The sequence below is a fragment of the Bacillota bacterium genome, from assembly GCA_023511835.1.
Lineage (GTDB): Bacteria > Bacillota > Sulfobacillia > JAIMAT01 > JAIMAT01 > JAIMAT01.
Genome location: JAIMAT010000009.1, coordinates 13,080 through 29,139 on the forward strand (window position 1 = coordinate 13,080; position 16,060 = coordinate 29,139).

General features: G+C 72.8%; 18 protein-coding genes and 1 tRNA gene. All 19 read left to right on the forward strand.

The genetic code is table 11. The annotated features are described in order from the left end of the window. Window positions 1-189 precede the first annotated feature (189 nt). Window positions 190-1,581 (forward strand): bifunctional UDP-N-acetylglucosamine diphosphorylase/glucosamine-1-phosphate N-acetyltransferase GlmU, encoded by a 1,392-nt coding sequence (glmU, locus tag K6U79_03140; GenBank protein ID MCL6521351.1) that lies wholly within the window; start codon window positions 190-192, stop codon window positions 1,579-1,581. Between the two features lie 38 nt (window positions 1,582-1,619). Next, window positions 1,620-2,570, forward strand: a complete 951-nt coding sequence (locus K6U79_03145) for a ribose-phosphate pyrophosphokinase (GenBank protein ID MCL6521352.1) — start codon at window positions 1,620-1,622, stop codon at window positions 2,568-2,570. 80 nt (window positions 2,571-2,650) lie between these two features. After that, entirely contained in the window at window positions 2,651-3,262 is a 612-nt protein-coding gene (locus K6U79_03150) for a 50S ribosomal protein L25 (protein MCL6521353.1), read from the forward strand. Beyond that, window positions 3,252-3,866 carry an aminoacyl-tRNA hydrolase gene (pth, locus tag K6U79_03155; GenBank protein MCL6521354.1) on the forward strand — a complete coding sequence of 205 codons (615 nt, stop codon included), beginning with the start codon at window positions 3,252-3,254 and terminating at the stop codon, window positions 3,864-3,866. Before K6U79_03150 ends, pth begins: the two co-directional genes overlap by 11 nt. Further along, complete coding sequence (gene mfd, locus K6U79_03160; protein MCL6521355.1) at window positions 3,863-7,360, forward strand: transcription-repair coupling factor; 3,498 nt, start codon at window positions 3,863-3,865, stop codon at window positions 7,358-7,360. The genes pth and mfd overlap by 4 nt, the downstream gene beginning before the upstream one ends. Before the next feature lie 107 nt (window positions 7,361-7,467). Next, a complete protein-coding gene (spoVT, locus tag K6U79_03165) occupies window positions 7,468-8,016 on the forward strand; it encodes a stage V sporulation protein T (GenBank protein MCL6521356.1) in 549 nt (182 codons plus the stop codon). Window positions 8,017-8,156: 140 nt separating this feature from the next. After that, window positions 8,157-8,981, forward strand: coding sequence for a nucleoside triphosphate pyrophosphohydrolase (gene mazG / locus K6U79_03170; protein ID MCL6521357.1), 825 nt, complete (start codon window positions 8,157-8,159; stop codon window positions 8,979-8,981). 74 nt (window positions 8,982-9,055) lie between these two features. Further along, window positions 9,056-9,334 (forward strand): HU family DNA-binding protein, encoded by a 279-nt coding sequence (locus K6U79_03175; GenBank protein MCL6521358.1) that lies wholly within the window; start codon window positions 9,056-9,058, stop codon window positions 9,332-9,334. Between the two features lie 79 nt (window positions 9,335-9,413). Further along, window positions 9,414-9,680 carry an RNA-binding S4 domain-containing protein gene (locus tag K6U79_03180; protein ID MCL6521359.1) on the forward strand — a complete coding sequence of 89 codons (267 nt, stop codon included), beginning with the start codon at window positions 9,414-9,416 and terminating at the stop codon, window positions 9,678-9,680. Window positions 9,681-9,746: 66 nt separating this feature from the next. Further along, the gene (gene yabP / locus K6U79_03185; GenBank protein MCL6521360.1) at window positions 9,747-10,028 is read left to right on the forward strand and encodes a sporulation protein YabP; all 282 of its coding nucleotides are present in this window, start codon (window positions 9,747-9,749) and stop codon (window positions 10,026-10,028) included. 6 nt (window positions 10,029-10,034) lie between these two features. After that, complete coding sequence (locus tag K6U79_03190; protein MCL6521361.1) at window positions 10,035-10,565, forward strand: hypothetical protein; 531 nt, start codon at window positions 10,035-10,037, stop codon at window positions 10,563-10,565. Between the two features lie 227 nt (window positions 10,566-10,792). After that, window positions 10,793-11,032 (forward strand): LuxR C-terminal-related transcriptional regulator, encoded by a 240-nt coding sequence (locus K6U79_03195; GenBank protein MCL6521362.1) that lies wholly within the window; start codon window positions 10,793-10,795, stop codon window positions 11,030-11,032. Between the two features lie 16 nt (window positions 11,033-11,048). Further along, on the forward strand, window positions 11,049-11,540 hold the full coding sequence (locus K6U79_03200) for a septum formation initiator family protein (GenBank protein ID MCL6521363.1): 492 nt from the start codon (window positions 11,049-11,051) through the stop codon (window positions 11,538-11,540). 82 nt (window positions 11,541-11,622) lie between these two features. Continuing rightward, window positions 11,623-12,018: a S1 RNA-binding domain-containing protein gene (locus K6U79_03205; GenBank protein MCL6521364.1), complete on the forward strand. Its 396-nt coding sequence runs from the start codon at window positions 11,623-11,625 to the stop codon at window positions 12,016-12,018. 17 nt (window positions 12,019-12,035) lie between these two features. Next, window positions 12,036-12,122, forward strand: a tRNA-Leu gene (locus tag K6U79_03210). A 167-nt stretch (window positions 12,123-12,289) separates the two neighbouring features. After that, entirely contained in the window at window positions 12,290-12,481 is a 192-nt protein-coding gene (locus tag K6U79_03215; protein MCL6521365.1) for a hypothetical protein, read from the forward strand. Between the two features lie 25 nt (window positions 12,482-12,506). Further along, window positions 12,507-12,980, forward strand: coding sequence for a spore coat protein (locus K6U79_03220; protein ID MCL6521366.1), 474 nt, complete (start codon window positions 12,507-12,509; stop codon window positions 12,978-12,980). A 112-nt stretch (window positions 12,981-13,092) separates the two neighbouring features. Beyond that, a complete protein-coding gene (locus K6U79_03225; protein ID MCL6521367.1) occupies window positions 13,093-14,838 on the forward strand; it encodes a DUF885 domain-containing protein in 1,746 nt (581 codons plus the stop codon). 141 nt (window positions 14,839-14,979) lie between these two features. Next, the gene (locus K6U79_03230; GenBank protein MCL6521368.1) at window positions 14,980-16,059 is read left to right on the forward strand and encodes an NADH:flavin oxidoreductase/NADH oxidase; all 1,080 of its coding nucleotides are present in this window, start codon (window positions 14,980-14,982) and stop codon (window positions 16,057-16,059) included. The last annotated feature ends 1 nt before the right edge of the window (window position 16,060 follow it).

Here is a 16,060-nt window from a genome sequence, read left to right on the forward strand (position 1 = left end):
GGCGGCTGGCGCCTGCCGACGGGGCCGGTGCGCCGGGAGATCCGGCCCGTCGGCCCCTTTCCAGGCCGGCGGACGTCTCTCTCCGCTCCATCGGGGCGCGGAAGAGTTCTAATGTGAACGGAGAGCAACGGGCGGGAACCCGCGGCCGCCGCGGGGACCGACGAGTCCAGCGGACGGGGGCGGAGACGGGTGGATCGGATGGTGGCGGTCATCCTGGCCGCCGGCCAGGGGAAGCGGATGAAGTCGGCGCAGCCCAAGGTGATGCAGCCGCTGCTGGGCCTGCCCATGATCGAGTACGCCGTCCGCGCGGCGGAGCGCGCGGGCGCGGAGCAGGTGCTGGTGGTGGTGCCGCCGGAGGGGGAGGCCATCCAGGCCTACCTGGGAGAGCGCTGCACCTACGTGGTTCAGCCGGAGCCCCGCGGCACGGGCGACGCGCTGCGGCAGGTGGAGCCGCTCCTGCCGCAGGGGGCCACGCTCTGGGTCCTCTACGGGGACATGCCGCGGCTCGAGCCGGCCCTCCTGGAGGCGGTGCGCGCGGAGCACCGGCGCACGCGCGCGACGGCCACGCTGACCAGCATGGAACCGGCGGACCCGCACGGGTACGGGCGCATCGTTCGCTCGGCGGAAGGGGACTTCCTGGCGGTGGTGGAGGAGGCGGACGCGGACGAGCGGACCCGTTCGATCCGCGAGGTCAACGCCGGCCTCTACGTCTTCGAGAGCGGGCCGCTCTTCCGGGCGCTGGGCGAGGTGGAGCCGCGGAACGCCCAGGGCGAGTACTACCTGGTGGACGCGCTGCCGCGCATCCGGCAGGCGGGCGGGCGCGTGGAGGTCTGGCGGGCGGGCCGGCGCGAAGAGTTCGAGGGCGTCAACGACCGGCGTCAGCTGGCCGAGGCGGAGAGGTGGCTGCGCCGACGCATCGCGGACTCCTGGATGGAGCGGGGGGTCACCGTCGTCGACCCGGAGAGCACCTGGATCGGCCCCGACGTGGAGATCGGGCCGGACGCCCGCATCGAACCCATGTGCTGGCTCCTGGGCAGGAGCCGGGTGGGCGCGGGCGCGCGCGTCGGCCCCGGCGTCCACCTGGTGGAGAGCGAGGTGGGCGCGGGTGCGCAGGTCTTCTTCTCGGTGGTGGAGTCGAGCCGGATCGGCCCCGGCGCGCAGGTGGGCCCCTTTGCGCACCTGCGGCCGGGGAGCGAGCTGGCCGAGGGCGCGCTGGTCGGCAACTTCGCCGAGGTGAAAAACAGCCGCGTCGGGCCGGGTACCAAGATCCACCACCACAGCTACATCGGCGACGCGCGGCTGGGCGCGGGGGTCAACATCGGCGCCGGCGTCGTCACGGTCAACTACGACGGGCGGAAGAAGCATGTGACCGAGATCGGCGACGGTGCCTTCATCGGCTGCAACGCCAACCTCGTCGCGCCCCTCCACGTGGGCGAGCACGCCTACGTGGCGGCCGGCTCGACGCTGACCCGGGACGTGCCGCCCTGGGCGCTGGCCATCGCCCGGGAGCGGCAGACGAACAAGGCGGAGTGGGCGCGCCGGCGCGCGGACGACGCCGGCTCCGGGGAGGAGTCGCGGTGAACCACCACGAGGAAGCCGAGGACCGGCCTTTCAGCGGCCTGAAGATCTTCTCGGGATCGGCCAACCCGCGGCTGGCTCAGGAGATCTGCGACCACCTGAAGGTGCCCCTGGGCCAGGTCGACGTGGGGCGCTTCTCCAACGGGGAGATCCGCGTCTCCATCGGCGAGAACGTGCGCGGCATCGACGTCTTCGTCGTCCAGCCGACGAGCCAGCCCGTCAACGACAACCTGATGGAGCTCCTGATCATGATCGACGCCCTCCGCCGCGCCTCCGCGGGCCGCATCACGGCGGTCGTCCCCTTTTACGGCTACGCCCGCCAGGACCGGAAGACGCGCGGTCGGGAGCCCATCACGGCCAAGCTGGTGGCCAACCTGATCACCGTCGCGGGGGCGAACCGGGTGCTGACGGTCGACCTCCACGCCGGCCAGATCCAGGGCTTTTTCGACGTTCCGGTGGACAACCTGTCGGGCGTCCCTCTCCTCGCGCAGTATCTGCGTCAACGGGGCTTCGACCGGCAGACCGTAGTCGTCTCCCCGGACGCCGGCGGCGTCCCGCGCGCCCGGGACATGGCCGACCGCCTCGGCGTCGGCCTGGCCATCCTGGACAAGCGCCGGCCGGAGCCCAACGTGGCCGAGGTGACGCACGTCATCGGCGACGTGGAGGGGCGCGACGCCATCATCGTCGACGACATGATCGACACCGCCGGCACCGTGCGCGAGGGGAGCCTGGAGCTGAAGCGCCGGGGAGCGCGGCGCGTCATCGCCTGTGCCACCCACCCGGTCTTCTCCGGCAACGCCTGGGAGAACCTGCGCGAGGCGGGCTTGGAGGAGGTGGTGGTGACCAACACCATCGCCCAGCCCGAGCGAAGCGAGATCGACGGGAAGCTGACCGTCCTCTCCACCGGGCCCTTGCTGGCGGAGGCGATCCGGCGCATCCACAGCGACATGTCCGTCAGCGCCCTGTTCAACGAGCCGCTGGACATGCTGTAAGCTTGGTTTCCGCGGGCGTCCGGGCGGCTCCTGGCGCGCCGGCCGGGCCAGCGGCATAGGAGAAACGGAGGGTCGGTATCTTGGAGCGTCCCGTGTTGCATGCGAGACGGCGACTCGCCGGGCATCCCAACCGCGAGAGGCGGGAGGGGTGGCTGCCCGCGGTCGTCTACGGAGAGGGCGGGAGCGAGGCGATCGCCGTCCCCCGGCGCGAGTTCGACGAGCTGGTGGCGGCGGGCGGCGTGCGCGGCCTTCTGGACCTGGACCTGGAAGGAAGCCTCTCACCCGCCATGGTGGCGGAGGTGCAGCGGCATCCCGTCAGCGGCCAGCCGCTCCACCTCGACCTCCACCGCGTCGCCCTCGACCGGCCGGTCCGGGCGGACGTACCCCTGGTGGTGGTGGGCGAGGAGGAGCTCCAGAAGCGGCACGGCATCGTAGAGCGCCTGCTGGACGAACTGGAGGTGGAGGCGCTCCCGGCCCGGCTTCCGGAGGAGATCCGGGTGGACGTCTCGGCGCTCGAGCCGGGGACGACCCTTACCGCCGGCGATCTGCAGCTGCCCGAGGGCGTGCGCAGGATCACGCCGGCGGAGGAGGCGGTGCTGACCATCGCCCTGCCGCAGGCGGAGGAGGCCGGCGCCACGGGCGGCGAGGCCGCCGAGGGTGAGGGCGCCGCCGGCGGGCAGGGTGGCGCCTGACGCAGGCGGCCGCTGGCTGATCGCCGGCCTCGGCAATCCCGGGCCGGAGTATGCTGCTACCCGGCACAACGCGGGCTTCCGGGTGGTGGAGGAGCTGGCCCGGGCGGAGGCCTCCCGCTGGCGGAGCGAGCGGCAGTACCTCTGGGCGGAGCTGGCCGCGCAGGGCGGCGGGGCGGCCGCCGTGCTGGTCAAGCCGCTCACGTACATGAACCTGAGCGGCCCGGCGGTACGGGCTGCCCTGGCGCGCTGGCGCGTGCCCGTGGAGAGGCTCCTGGTGGTGCACGACGACATGGGCCTGCCGCCGGGGCGCCTGCGCCTGCGCAGGGGAGGCAGCGCTGCGGGGCATCATGGAGTCGAGTCGGTGATCGAGGCCCTGGGGCGCTCCGACTTCGCCCGCCTGCGCGTCGGCATCGGCCACCCGGCGGCGAAGGAGGAGGTCGTCGCCTACGTGCTGGGCGCAGCCGCGGGGGAGGAGCGGGCCGTATTCGAGGAAAGCGTGACGCGGGCGGGCGAGGTGGTCCGCCTGCTGCTCACCCGGGGGCTGGAGCAGGCGATGAACGAGGCCAACCGCTGGCGCGGAAGCGGAGGGATGCGACCGGATTGAACGTCTGGGAGCGGCTCTACCGGGAGTGGCTCGAACGGCCGGAGAGCCCCGGGGTGCTGGACCGGATCCGCAAGGGTCAGCGGGCATGGCTGTGGGGCCTGACGGAGGGCGCCCAGCCGATGACCGTGGCCATGCTGGCGCGCGCCCTGGAAGGGCGTACGCTCCTGGTGGTGGTCTCCAACCTGCGCCAGGCCGAGCAGTTGGCGCGAGACGTGGAGTGGTGGCGCCCGGGCCGGCCGGTGCTGGTCCTGCCGCCCATGGAGGCGACACCCTACCGGTTGACCGCCCGCTCCTGGGATCTCCTCGCGCCTCGCCTCGAGGTGATGACGCAGCTGCTGGAGGGCGAGCCGCCCGTGGTGGTGGCGCCCGTGGACGCGCTGGTGCGGGCGCTGGAGCCGCCTTCGGTCTTCCGCCGGTATCTGCTCCGCCTGCGCCCCGGCGACCGGCTCGAGCCGGACGGGCTGGCCCGGCGGCTGGCCGAGGCGGGGTACGAGCGCCTGGAACGGGTGGATGGCCCGGGCCAGTTCGCCGTCCGCGGCGACATCCTGGACGTGGCCCCGCCCGCGGGCGAGGCGGTGCGGATGGAGTTCTTCGACGATGTGGTCGACTCCCTGCGCGCCCTGGACCTGGAGAGCCAGCGGTCGCTCCACCCGCTGGAGGAGGTGCTGCTCTCGCCCGCCTGGGAGGTGCAGGCGAGCGCCGCGGAGCGCGAGGAGGCGGCCGGGCGCGCCGGCGGACGGCTGGACGAAGCCTCGCGCCAGGAGCTGCTGGGGGCCGGGGACCCGTCGCGCTTCCTGCCGCTGATCCACCCGGTGGTGGGCCTGGAGGCCTATCTGACCCGCGGGGCGATCACGCTGGCGCTGGAGCCCCAGCGGCTGCAGGAGCGGCTGGAGGGCATCCACCGCGAGTGGCGCGAGCGGGTCGCCGGCCTGGTCGAGCAGGGAGCGCTGCTTCCCGGCCAGGAGGCGTTGGTGCTGGAGCCGTCGCGGGTACGTCCGCTCTGGACCGAACGGCCGGGAGCCGACCTCTCCGGGCTGGCCCCGGCCTCGGCGGGCGAGAGCCGGCCCGTGGAGATCCGCTCCCGGGGCGTACCCGTCTTCCGGGGCCAGCTGGCCCTCCTCCAGCAGGAGCTGGAGCGCTGGCGGGCGCGGCGCCAGCGCTGCCTCATCGTCACCGAGGGGTCTGCCCAGCGCCAGGCGCTGGCAGGGGAGCTGCGCAACCTGGGGCTGGAGCCACTGGAGGCGCCGGACGGCCAGTGCGAGCTGCCGGACGGCGCCATCCGCCTGCTGGACGGCTCCCTGGGCGCCGGCTTCGAGCTGCCCGGACTGCGGCTGGTGGTGCTGACGGCCGGCGAGCTGCGCGGTCGCCGGCCCGGCCTCAGGAGAGCGCGGCCGCGCTACGAGTCGGTGGGGCAGGCGCTGGCGCGCTGGGAGGACCTGGCGCCGGGCGACTACGTGGTCCACGTCCAGCACGGGGTCGGGCGCTTCCTGGGCGTGCAGACCATGGAGGTCCAGGGCGTCCACCGCGACTACATGATCCTCGAGTACGAGGGCGGCGACCGCCTCTATGTGCCGACGCAGCAGATCGAGGCGGTCCAGAAGTACGTCGGCTCCGAGGGAAGGGCGCCGCGCCTCTACCGGCTGGGCGGGAACGAGTGGGAGCGCGTCAAGGAGCGGGTGCGCAACTCGGTCCGGGAGATGGCGGACGAGCTGCTGCAGCTCTACGCCGCCCGCCAGGCGGTGGAGGGTCACGCCTTCGCGCCGGATACGACCTGGCAGCGCGAGTTCGAGGAGAGCTTCCCATACGAGGAGACCGAGGACCAGCTGCGCGCCCTCGAGGAGATCAAGCGCGACATGGAGCGCCCCCGCCCCATGGACCGCCTCCTCTGCGGCGACGTGGGCTTCGGCAAGACCGAGGTGGCGCTGCGCGCCGCCTTCAAGGCGGTCATGGACGGCAAGCAAGTGGCACTCCTGGTGCCGACCACCGTGCTGGCGCAGCAGCACCTGGTCACCTTCCGCCGCCGCCTGGCCGGCTTCCCCGTCCGGGTGGAGGCGCTCAGCCGCTTCCGCTCCACAGCCGAGCAGGAAGCGATCCTCACCGCCACCCGGCGCGGCGAGGTGGACATCCTCATCGGCACGCACCGCCTGCTCCAGCCCGACCTCGCCTTCAAGGACCTGGGTCTGGTGATCATCGACGAGGAGCAGCGCTTCGGGGTGGAGCACAAGGAGTTCCTCAAGAAGCTGAAGAGCGCGGTGGACGTGCTCACCCTGACGGCCACGCCCATCCCGCGGACGCTGCACATGTCGCTGGCGGGCATCCGCGACATGAGCGTCATCGAGACCCCGCCCGCGGGCCGCTTCCCGGTGGAGACGTACGTGGTGGAGTACGACGAGGCGCTGATCCGGGAGGCGCTGGAGCGGGAGCTGGCCCGGCGCGGCCAGGTCTACTACGTGCACAACCGCGTCCAGACCATCGACCAGGCCTACGAGCGGGTGCGCCGCCTGGTGCCGGAGGCGCGGGTGCTGGTGGCGCACGGCCAGCTCTCCGACGAGCGGCTGGAGCAGGTGATGAGCGACTTCCTGGAGGGCCGGGCGGACGTCCTCGTCTGCAGTGCCATCATCGAGAACGGGCTCGACATCCCGCGGGTGAACACCCTGATCGTGGAGGAGGCCGACCGCTTCGGCCTCGCCCAGCTCTACCAGATGCGCGGTCGCGTGGGCCGCTCGGACCGGGTCGCCTTCGCCTACTTCACCTACCGGAAGGAGAAGGTGCTGGCCGAGACGGCCCAGAAGCGGCTGGAGGCGCTGAAGGACTTCACCGAGCTGGGCTCGGGCTTCCGCATCGCGCTCAGGGACTTGGAGATCCGGGGGGCGGGCAATATCTTGGGGGCGGAGCAGCACGGCTTCATCGCCTCGGTCGGCTTCGACCTCTACGCCCAGATGCTGGAGGAAGCCGTGCGCGAGCTGCGTGGCGAGCGCTCCGTGCCCGCCACGCGGGCGACCGTGGAGCTGGCGCTGGACGCCTACGTTCCCGACGGCTACGTGCGCGATCCGAGGCAGAAGATCGAACTGTACAAGCGGGTGCAGCGCCTGGAACGGGCGGCGGAGGTCGACGAGCTGCTGGAGGAGCTGGTCGACCGGTTCGGGGAACCGCCGGAGCAGGTCCGGAACCTGCTCGAGCTGGCCCGCCTCCGTATCGCCGCCACAGAGATGGGGATCCTGGCGTTGACCCAGGAACGGCGAGAGCTCCACGTCCAGTTCGCAGGCTTCCTGGAGCACCTTCGGCCGGAGCTGCAGGCGCTGGTCGTTCCGGGAGTGGGGCGCGCCCGGGTCGACGGAGGCGGCCGTGTGGGCTTCCGCATCGCCATCGGCGCCGTCTCGGGGCGCGAGCTGCTGGCGCGCGTCCAGAGGGTGCTGGAAGCGGTGGCGGGGCTGGACGGCCTGCGGCGGTGGAGCCGGCCGCCGGGGACGGAGGCGACGGTCACCTCGGGCTAGCGCGGCGGCGAGGCCCGCCCGCCGCGAGCGGAGGCCCCCCGCCGCATAAACCGTCGAAACGCCCCCGTACACTATCGGTGAGGGCGGTGCGGGAGAGGGGGGTAGACATGAAGGCTACCGGCATCGTCCGACGGATCGACGATCTGGGACGGGTGGTGATCCCCAAGGAGATCCGCCGGACGCTCCGCATCCGCGAGGGCGATCCCCTGGAGATCTTCGTCGACCGCGACGGCGAGGTCATCCTCAAGAAATACTCCCCCATCGGGGAGCTGAGCGACTTTGCGAAGGAGTACGCCGAGTCGCTGCACGAGGTCTCCAGGCACGTGGCCCTGGTCAGCGACCGCGACGTCTTCATCGCGGTGGCTGGCGCGGCCAAGAGGGAGTTCATGGACAAGCGCATCGGCCCCGCCGTGGAACGGGCGATGGCGGAGCGCCAGGTGATCATCGGCCAGAACCAGCAGGAGCCGCTCCTGCCGGCCGACGACGAGGGCAATGCGCACCTGACCGTCTACGCCATCGCGCCTATCGTCGCCCTGGGCGATCCCATCGGGGCGGTCGTCCTCTGTTCGCACGAGGCGGGGGCCTCCATGGGCGAAACCGAGCAGAAGCTGGTGAGCGCGGCTGCCAGTGTGCTGGGCAAGCAGATGGAGCCGTGAGCGCCAGGGGGGTGCGAAGGCCGGGGCGGGACGCCCCGGCCTTCTGGCGCGCTGCGCTTCCTGGGAGGACGGGCAGGAGGGGATGGCCGGCCCGGGTGGAATGAGGGGCGAAGGAGTCCGGGCGCGAAGGAGGGAGCGGTTTGGAGGCCGGGCGGGCGGAGCTGGGCGAGGCCTTCGCGGAGGCGGCGGAGACGGTCCGCCGCCTGCGCGCGCCGGGCGGCTGCCCCTGGGACCGCCGGCAGGATCACCGGAGCCTCCGCCGCTACGCCATCGAGGAGGCCTACGAGCTGGCGGAGGCGGTCGACCGGGGCGAGGCCGGCGCCCTCCTTGACGAGCTGGCGGACCTCCTCCTGCAGGTGCTGCTGCACGCCGCCATCGCGGAAGAGGCGGGCGAGTTCTCGCTGCTGGACCTCCTGCACCACTTCACGCGCAAGCTGATCCGGCGCCATCCCCACGTCTTCGGGGAGGCCGAGCTGCGCACGGCCCGCGAGGTGGAGGCCAACTGGGAGCGTATCAAGCGGGCGGCCTCCGGCGGGGGGCCGGAGTCGGCCCTGGGCCGGCCGCCGCTGGAGCAGCCGGCGCTGGCGGCTGCCCAGGAGCTGGGAGAGCGGGCGGCGGCGGCGGGCTTCGACTGGGATAGCGTCGAGGCCGTCTGGGAGAAGCTGCGCGAGGAGGCCGGCGAGCTGCGGCAGGCCGACGAGCCGGCGACGCGGGAGGAGGAGGCGGGCGATCTCCTCTTCACCGCGGCCCAGCTCTGCCGATGGTACGGGGTGGATGCGGAAGTGGCCCTGGCGCGAGCCAACCGCAAGTTCGTGCACAGGTTTCAGGTCATGGAGGGCCTCTCCGGAGGCGGCCTGACGAATTTCGACGCCCCGGGGTTGGACAGGCTCTGGCAGCAGGCCAAGCGGGGGCTGGCCCGAGGCGGCGGGGAGGCGGAGAGGAGCGATCTCAAGCCGGGCGGCTGACGGATTTGGGAGGAATGTGGGAAACGGGCGCGAATACCGCCTCCGAAAAACTCTGACGGGGGAGCGAATCGACCTTGAACAAGAACGATCTGGTGGCTGCCGTGGCCGATAAGACCGGCCTGACGAAGAAGGATTCCGAGCGCGTGATCAACGCCGTCATCGACGGGATCCAGGAAGCGCTGGCCGGCGGCGAGCGGGTCTCGCTGGTGGGGTTCGGCACCTTCGAGGTCCGGCAGCGCAAGTCGCGCGTGGGCCGGAACCCGCGTACCGGCGAGACCATCCAGATCCCCGGCAACGCGGTGCCCACCTTCAAGGCCGGCAAGACGCTCCGCGAGATGGTCACCAAGCGCTGAAGGCGCCGGACCGGAAAGCGAAGAGGCGGCAGGCGGGCCGGAGGGCCCGCCTGTTTCTTGCCGGACGGGGGTGGTGGCGTTGCGCCTCGACAAGTGGCTCAAGGAGAGCCGCCTCGTCAAGCGGAGGGCGGTGGCCCAGGAGCTTTGCCGGGCGGGGCGGGCATGGCTGAACGGACGCCCGGCCAAGCCGGGAAGCGAGGTGCGCGAGGGGGACCGCCTGCGTCTCCTGCTGGGAGGACGGCTCCTGGAGGTGACCGTCCTGGAGGGCGAGCCCCGTCCCGGGAATGCCCAGCCGGTCTTCCGTCTCGAGGAGGAGCGGCAGCCCCCTCCGGGCGAGGCGGGCTGAGGAGCGTGCTTGCGCCCGTCTGTCCGACATAGGATGCAACGATCACGCCCGGACGGGGGTGCGGGCATGGAGAGGACGGAGCAGGGCCGGCACGAACTCCACCTGGTGGACCGGAGCAGCCTGCGCGTCGTCGGGGTCCAGAACGTGGAGAACTTCGACGAGAACCAGGCGCTCCTCGCCACGCCCCTCGGTCTGCTCTACATCCGCGGGAGCAACCTGCACATCCGCCAGCTCGACCTCGACGCCAGCGAGTTCGCCATCGAGGGCGAGATCGCGGCCCTGGAGTACCGCGAGTCGCGGGCCCTGCGGCACCGCGGCCGGGGCCTGCTACAGCGCATGACACGGTGAGCGGCCGTGCCGTCTCCCGCTTCCCCGGCGGCGCTGGGCGGCCAGGTCTACGTCTTCTTTCTCGCGCTGCTCGCGGGTGACGCCGTCGGTCTGCTCTATGACCTTTTCCGCGCCACGCTGCGCCCGGCCCGGAAGCGCGGCTGGGGCGACCTGCTCGACCTGCTCTTCTGGCTGCCCGCCTCCCTCCTCCTGGCGACCGCCATGGTCCTGGGCAACTGGCTCGAGTTCCGGTTCTATCCCCTGCTGGGTGTGGGCGCCGGCCTGGTTCTCTACTTCACCCTCGCCAGCCCGGCCGTCTACGGCTCGCTCCTCGCCCTTCGCCGAGCGACCGGAGCGGGGGCGCGGCGCGTCGTCCTGGGTGGGCGGCGTCGCCTCTCCCCGGTCGCCCGGCGGGTGGGGGCCGGGCTTCGCCGTCTCACCACCGCCCTGCGGCGGCCTCTCTCCCGGGCCAAGCGGCGCCGGCTGGGGCGCCTGCGGCGCCTGGTACGTCTCGGCCGCCTGCGTCGCCTGCGTCGCCGGCCACCGCGCAGGCGCTGACCGATCCCCCGAACGGCCCGCCCCGCCGGTTCTCCTCCACGCAGCCCGTCGTCTCCCTGCCCGGTGCCGTCGGGCACCCGGGCCGGCGGCTCGGCCCGCGGGACGGGAAGGCGCGGCCCGGCAGGGATCGGGCCGCCGCTCGCGAATGGCACCATGTACACAGCTTGTACTAACTTTGTACACAGACTTCTCCACAGCTGTGTACAAGCGGCCCGGGAGGCTGTGGGGTGCGGATCGAGATCCGCGGCGTGGAGCGTCTCAGCTTTCGGGAGCGCCAGGTGGTGACGCTGAAGGAGATGGGCCGTTCGACGGAGGAGATCGCGGCCACCCTCTCCCTGGCGCCCGCCACCGTCTCGACGCTGCTCAACCGCGCCCGCAGCAAGGGCTACCAGGTCGTGATCGTGCTCGAGGGCGACCCGCTTGGCCTCTCCGCTGCGGAGGGAGCCGGGAGCGAGGCGGAGCCGTAGGGTGAGGTGAGGCTCGATGGATGCCGCCTGGGAAGAGGCGCAGGAGCCGGTGCGGGGAGCGGGGGCGGTCGTCCCGGCCGAACGGGGCGGGCTCCCGCGCCCTCTTCGCGCGCCCCGGGAGCGGGAGCGGCCGCGCATACGCCTGGCGCGGCCGGAGCGGCTCCTGGCGGTGGTCGTGGGGAGCGCCCTCCTGGCGCAGATCGGGTGGTCGGGCCTCCGGCTCCTTGAGGCCCAGAGGCAGCTGGCCACGGCCCAGGCGATGATCGCCGAGCAGGAGGCGGCCAACCGGGCGCTGGACCGGCAGGCGGCGGAACGCCAGAGCCTCGCCTACGTGGAGCGGATGGCCAGGAGCGAGTTCGGGCTCGCCCGGCCCGGCGAGACCGTCTACCGCATGACGGGGAGGCAGGGCGGCGGCGACGTGGGGGCCTCCGGCGCGGGGGGCGGACCGTCGCTCCCGGGGGACGCTTCCTCGCTGGGGTCGGCGCTGGGGGCCGTCCTGGCCCGCTGAGCGCACCCCGGCGCCTTTTGACCCCCGCCGGCGGCTAGGCTAGAATCGGTGCAAAAGGAGCTGGAGGAGGAGAGCCGACCGCATGGCGTTGGAAGTCGGCAGCGTGGTGGAGGGCGTCGTAACGGGCGTGACCAATTTCGGCGCCTTTGTCCAATTGCCGACCGGGGAGACGGGCCTCGTCCACATCTCGGAAGTCTCGGACGAATACGTCGAGAACATCGAGGACTTCGTGAAGAAAGAAGACCACGTGCGGGTCAAGGTGCTCTCCATCGACCCCGTGGCCAAGCGGATCGGTCTCTCCATCCGGCAGGCGCAGGAGGGCTGGAAGCCGAAGCCCAAGGGCGGACGGCGGGGAGGACCCCGCCGGGGACCCCAGAGCTTCGAGGAGAAACTGGCCCGGTTCATGAAGGAGAGCGAGGAACGGCAGCGGGACGCCCGGAAGCGCGCCGAGGGGAAGCGTGGCGGGCGCGGTCACTGAGCGGACCTGATCCTGCCGCCGGGATGCTGGAAGAGGCAGACAGGGGCGACTTAAAATCGCTTGCCCGAGAGGGCGTGGGGGTTCGAGGCCCCCTCCCGGCACCAAATTTCGCCCGCGGCGTTCGCCGCGGGCCTTTTTGTCGGCGGCTCCGGCGGCGAGGGGGCGGGCGCATAGGCCATCGTCCGCGGGGAAGACTGGAAGCGGTCACGAGATGCGGCAGCGGCGGCGGGTGACGCCAGCCCGACGTCGCTCCGGTGTGGGGGGATGTTGCTTGGCGATCACGTACACCGAGAGCTGGTGGCTGGAGGAGTGTGCCAAGGCCGAGGAGGAGGCTGCCAGGAAGTACCTCGCCTACAGCGAGCTGGCCACCGACGTGGAGCTGAAGCGCGTCTGCGACGACCTGGCGAGCATGCACCGGCACCACTTGGACATGTTGGCCTCGGCGGTCACCACCATGATGTGAGATCCCGGCGGGCGAGGTGAGAGGAATGCCAGCGCTTCCCATCGGCGACAAGGAGATCGCCAGCGACGTCATCATGACCGAGAAGCGGACCGCCGAGATGCTGCTCTCGGCCACCCTCGAGGCGATGCCGGGGCGCGTCCGCAGCGAGCTGCAACGGGTGACGGACGAGACGGTGCGCGCGGCCGAGCACATCTTCAATTACATGAACCGGCACAACTGGTACAATCCGCGGAACGCCGACCCCCAGACCGTCGCCTGGTTCCGCAGCGCCCTCGACCGCATGCGCAGCGACCTGGGCAGCGTCTGGGCGAGCCGGGCCGGCCGCTTCGCCGGCGTGCCCGCCGGGCCGGGCCCCATCGGCGACGGCGGCTGGGGAGCGCCCGCGCCGCAACCGTGGGGCCGGCCGGACGTCCGCTCGGGCGAGCCGGCGCCGGCGGCCGGGCCGGGTTACGGCTGGAACGAGCCGGGCGGCTTCCGCCCCGGTGGCGCAGGCAGCTGACCGGGTAGCCCGCGGGGCGCGACGGGGGCCGGCGGCGGTCCCCCGGCCGCCCTCGGCCCCCCTGTGCAACCGGTGAAGGGAGGGAAGGGCGGCGCTGCCAGGGAACTTCCTTGTGGGCGGCCGGCCGCCGACGGGGCGGACCGGGCCGCGCGGGGAGGGGGGCTCGGGGACGAACCGGGAAGACGGACGGGAAGAGGCGCGCCGCGAGCTGGAGGAGCTGGCGGCGCGCGTCATCGACCACCAGCTGGACTGGACGCCCGCCATGGCCACCGATCTGGGGATCCACGACCGCGACGACCGCCTCGGCGACTTCCGCCGCGAGGCCGTCGCGGAGGCGGCGCGCAAGACGCGCCAGCTCCTCCACCAGCTGGAGGCCTTCGACCCCGCCGGGCTGGAGCCCCGGGAGCGAGCCGACTGGCAGACGCTGCGCATGGCGCTGGAGAGCCTCCGCCTCCAGCTGGAAGAGGAGCGGCCCTGGGCCACGGATCCCTCGTTCCCCATGGAGATGGCCGCCTGGTCCGTGCTCGGACTGGCGCGGCGCGACTTCGCCACGCCGGAGAGACGGCTCGCCGCCCTGGTGGCGCGCGAGGAGGCGATGCCGGCGCTTTTCGAAGCGGCGCAGGACCAGCTGGAGAACCCGCCCCAGGTGCGGGCGCGCATCGCCCTGGAGCAGCTGCCGGCCACCACGGCCTTCTTCGAGCGCGACCTCCCCGCCGCCTTCCGGGGGGTGGGCGACGCGGCGCTGCGCTCCCGTTTCGAGGAAGCCAATCGCCGCGTGGTCGACGCCTTCCGCCGCTACACCGCCTGGGTACAGGAGGAGCTCCTTCCGCGGGCGCACGGCAGCTTCGCCCTGGGCGAGCAGCTCTTTCGGGCCAAGCTGCGCTGGGAGGAGGGGGTGGAGGAGCCGCTGGAGCTCCTGGAGCGGCGCGGCCGCGAGGAGCTGCGCCGGCTGCAGGAGCTCTTCCGCGAGGCCGCCGGGCGCATCGACCCGGGCCGCGACCCGCTGGAGGTGTTGCACGAGCAGGCCCGCCAGCACCCGGCCGCCGGCGAGGTGCTGGACTTCACGCGCGGGCTCCTGGCGGGGCTCCGCCGCTTCTGCGAGGAGCGGCAGATCGTCACCATCCCCAGCCCCGTCGACCCGGCGGTGGTGGAGACGCCTCCCTTCATGCGCTCCACCACCCTCGCCTCCATCGATCCCCCCGGCCCCTTCGAGCGGGAGTCCGACCGGGCCTTCTTCCAGGTGACGCTCCCCGACCCGCGCTGGAGCGCCGAGGAGCAGGAGCAGCACCTGGGGACGCTCAACCGCTACACCGCCGAGATCATCGCCGTCCACGAGGTCTTCCCGGGCCACTACGTGCAGTTCCTCCACCTGCCGGCCTCGTCGAGTCGCGTGCGCAAGGTCTTCGGAGCCACCACCTTCACCGAGGGATGGGCGCACTACACCGAGGAGATGATGCTGGACGAGGGGCTGGGCGAAGGCGACCCGCGCCTTCGCCTGAGCCAGGCCATGGAGGCGCTGGAGCGGGCGGGCCGCTACCTGGTGGCCATCGGCCTGCACGTGGGCGGCATGCGCTTCGAGGAGGCGGTCGACCTCTTCCGCAGCGAGTGTCACATGCAGCCGGTGGCCGCACGTCGCGAAGCGTTGCGAGGCACGACCGACGCCATGTACCTCGCCTATACCCTGGGCAAGTTGGAGATCCTCGAGCTGCGCGAGGCCTGGCGGAGGAGGCGGCGGCAGGAGGGCCTCTCCGCCGACCTGCGCACCTTCCACGACCAGCTCCTGGCCCATGGGGCGCCGGCGCTGCCCGTTCTGCGCGAGCTGCTCCTGCCGGCGGGGGCGGCGGGTGCGGAAGGCTGAGAGAACCGGGCTCCCACCCGCAGGGTCCGCCGGCCTGGGAGCCGGGTGTCGCGCCCGTCGGCCGTCGGTCCCGCCTCTCACCCGAACCTGCTAGGCTAGGGAACGGTTTCGAACTCGCGCCGAACGCAGGAGGGTGAGCGCGTGACCCATCTCTTCCGTCCCTTCCGGATGCGCGGCCTCGAGCTGCGCAACCGCATCGTCATGTCCCCCATGTGCCAGTACATGGCCGCCGAGGACGGGCTTGCCCGCGACTGGCACCTGGTCCACTACGGTAGCCGGGCGGCCTACGGGCCCGGCCTGATCGTGCTCGAGGCGACCGCCGTGGAGGCGCGGGGGAGGATCACCGAGCACGACCTCGGGCTCTGGAGCGACGAGCAGGTGGGACCGCTCCGCCGGATCGTCGACTTCCTCCACGCCCAGGGCGTGGCGGCGGGCGTCCAGCTCGCCCACGCCGGCAGGAAGGGCCGCGCCCGCGGGGAGCGGATCATCGGGCCGACCGCGGAGCCTTTCCGGCCGGGCGATCCCGTCCCCGTGGCGATGGACGCCCGGACGCTGGCCGAGGTGGTGACCCGCTTCGCCGAGGCGGCGCGGCGGGCGCTCCGCGCCGGTTTCGACTGGATCGAGATCCATGCCGCCCACGGCTACCTTCTCCACGAGTTCCTCTCGCCGCTGGTCAACCGGCGCGAGGACGCCTACGGCGGTTCGGAGGAGGGGCGGCTCCGCCTCGCCCGCGAGGTGGTGCGCGCGGTCCGCAGCGAGGTGGGAAGCGAGTTCCCCCTGGCCGTCCGCCTCTCCGCCAGCGACTACGCCCCCGGCGGGCTGGACGCGGCGGAGACGGTGCGCATCGCGCGTGCGCTCCACGAGGAGGGCGCCGACCTGTTCGACTGCTCCTCGGGGGGAGCGGTCCCGCTCCAACCGGAGGAGTACCCCGGATACCAGCTGGAGGCGGCCATGCGCGTGCGGCGGGAGCTGTCGCTTCCGGTGGCCGCGGTGGGCCGCGTCACCGAGCCGGAATTCGCCGAGGCCATCGTGGCCAACGGCTGGGCCGACCTGGTGGTGCTGGGGCGCGAGCTGCTCCGCCACCCCAGCTGGCCGCAGGAGGCCGCCCTCCGCCTGGGCGTGTTGCCGGAGCCGCCGCACCCGTACGAGCGCGCCTACCGGGCCTGGGAGCACGGCCAGAGGCACGTGGGCGCCGGCCAAGCGCTGGAAGCGCCGCGCTGAG

What these genes read in the sequence shown, in the direction of transcription:
- K6U79_03200 (MCL6521363.1), top strand. Translation starts at nt 11,049, where the DNA reads ATGGATGCCGCCTGGGAAGAGGCGCAGGAGCCGGTGCGGGGAGCGGGG.
- spoVT (MCL6521356.1), top strand. Translation starts at nt 7,468, where the DNA reads ATGAAGGCTACCGGCATCGTCCGACGGATCGACGATCTGGGACGGGTG.
- K6U79_03205 (MCL6521364.1), top strand. Translation starts at nt 11,623, where the DNA reads ATGGCGTTGGAAGTCGGCAGCGTGGTGGAGGGCGTCGTAACGGGCGTG.
- K6U79_03220 (MCL6521366.1), top strand. Translation starts at nt 12,507, where the DNA reads ATGCCAGCGCTTCCCATCGGCGACAAGGAGATCGCCAGCGACGTCATC.
- yabP (MCL6521360.1), top strand. Translation starts at nt 9,747, where the DNA reads ATGGAGAGGACGGAGCAGGGCCGGCACGAACTCCACCTGGTGGACCGG.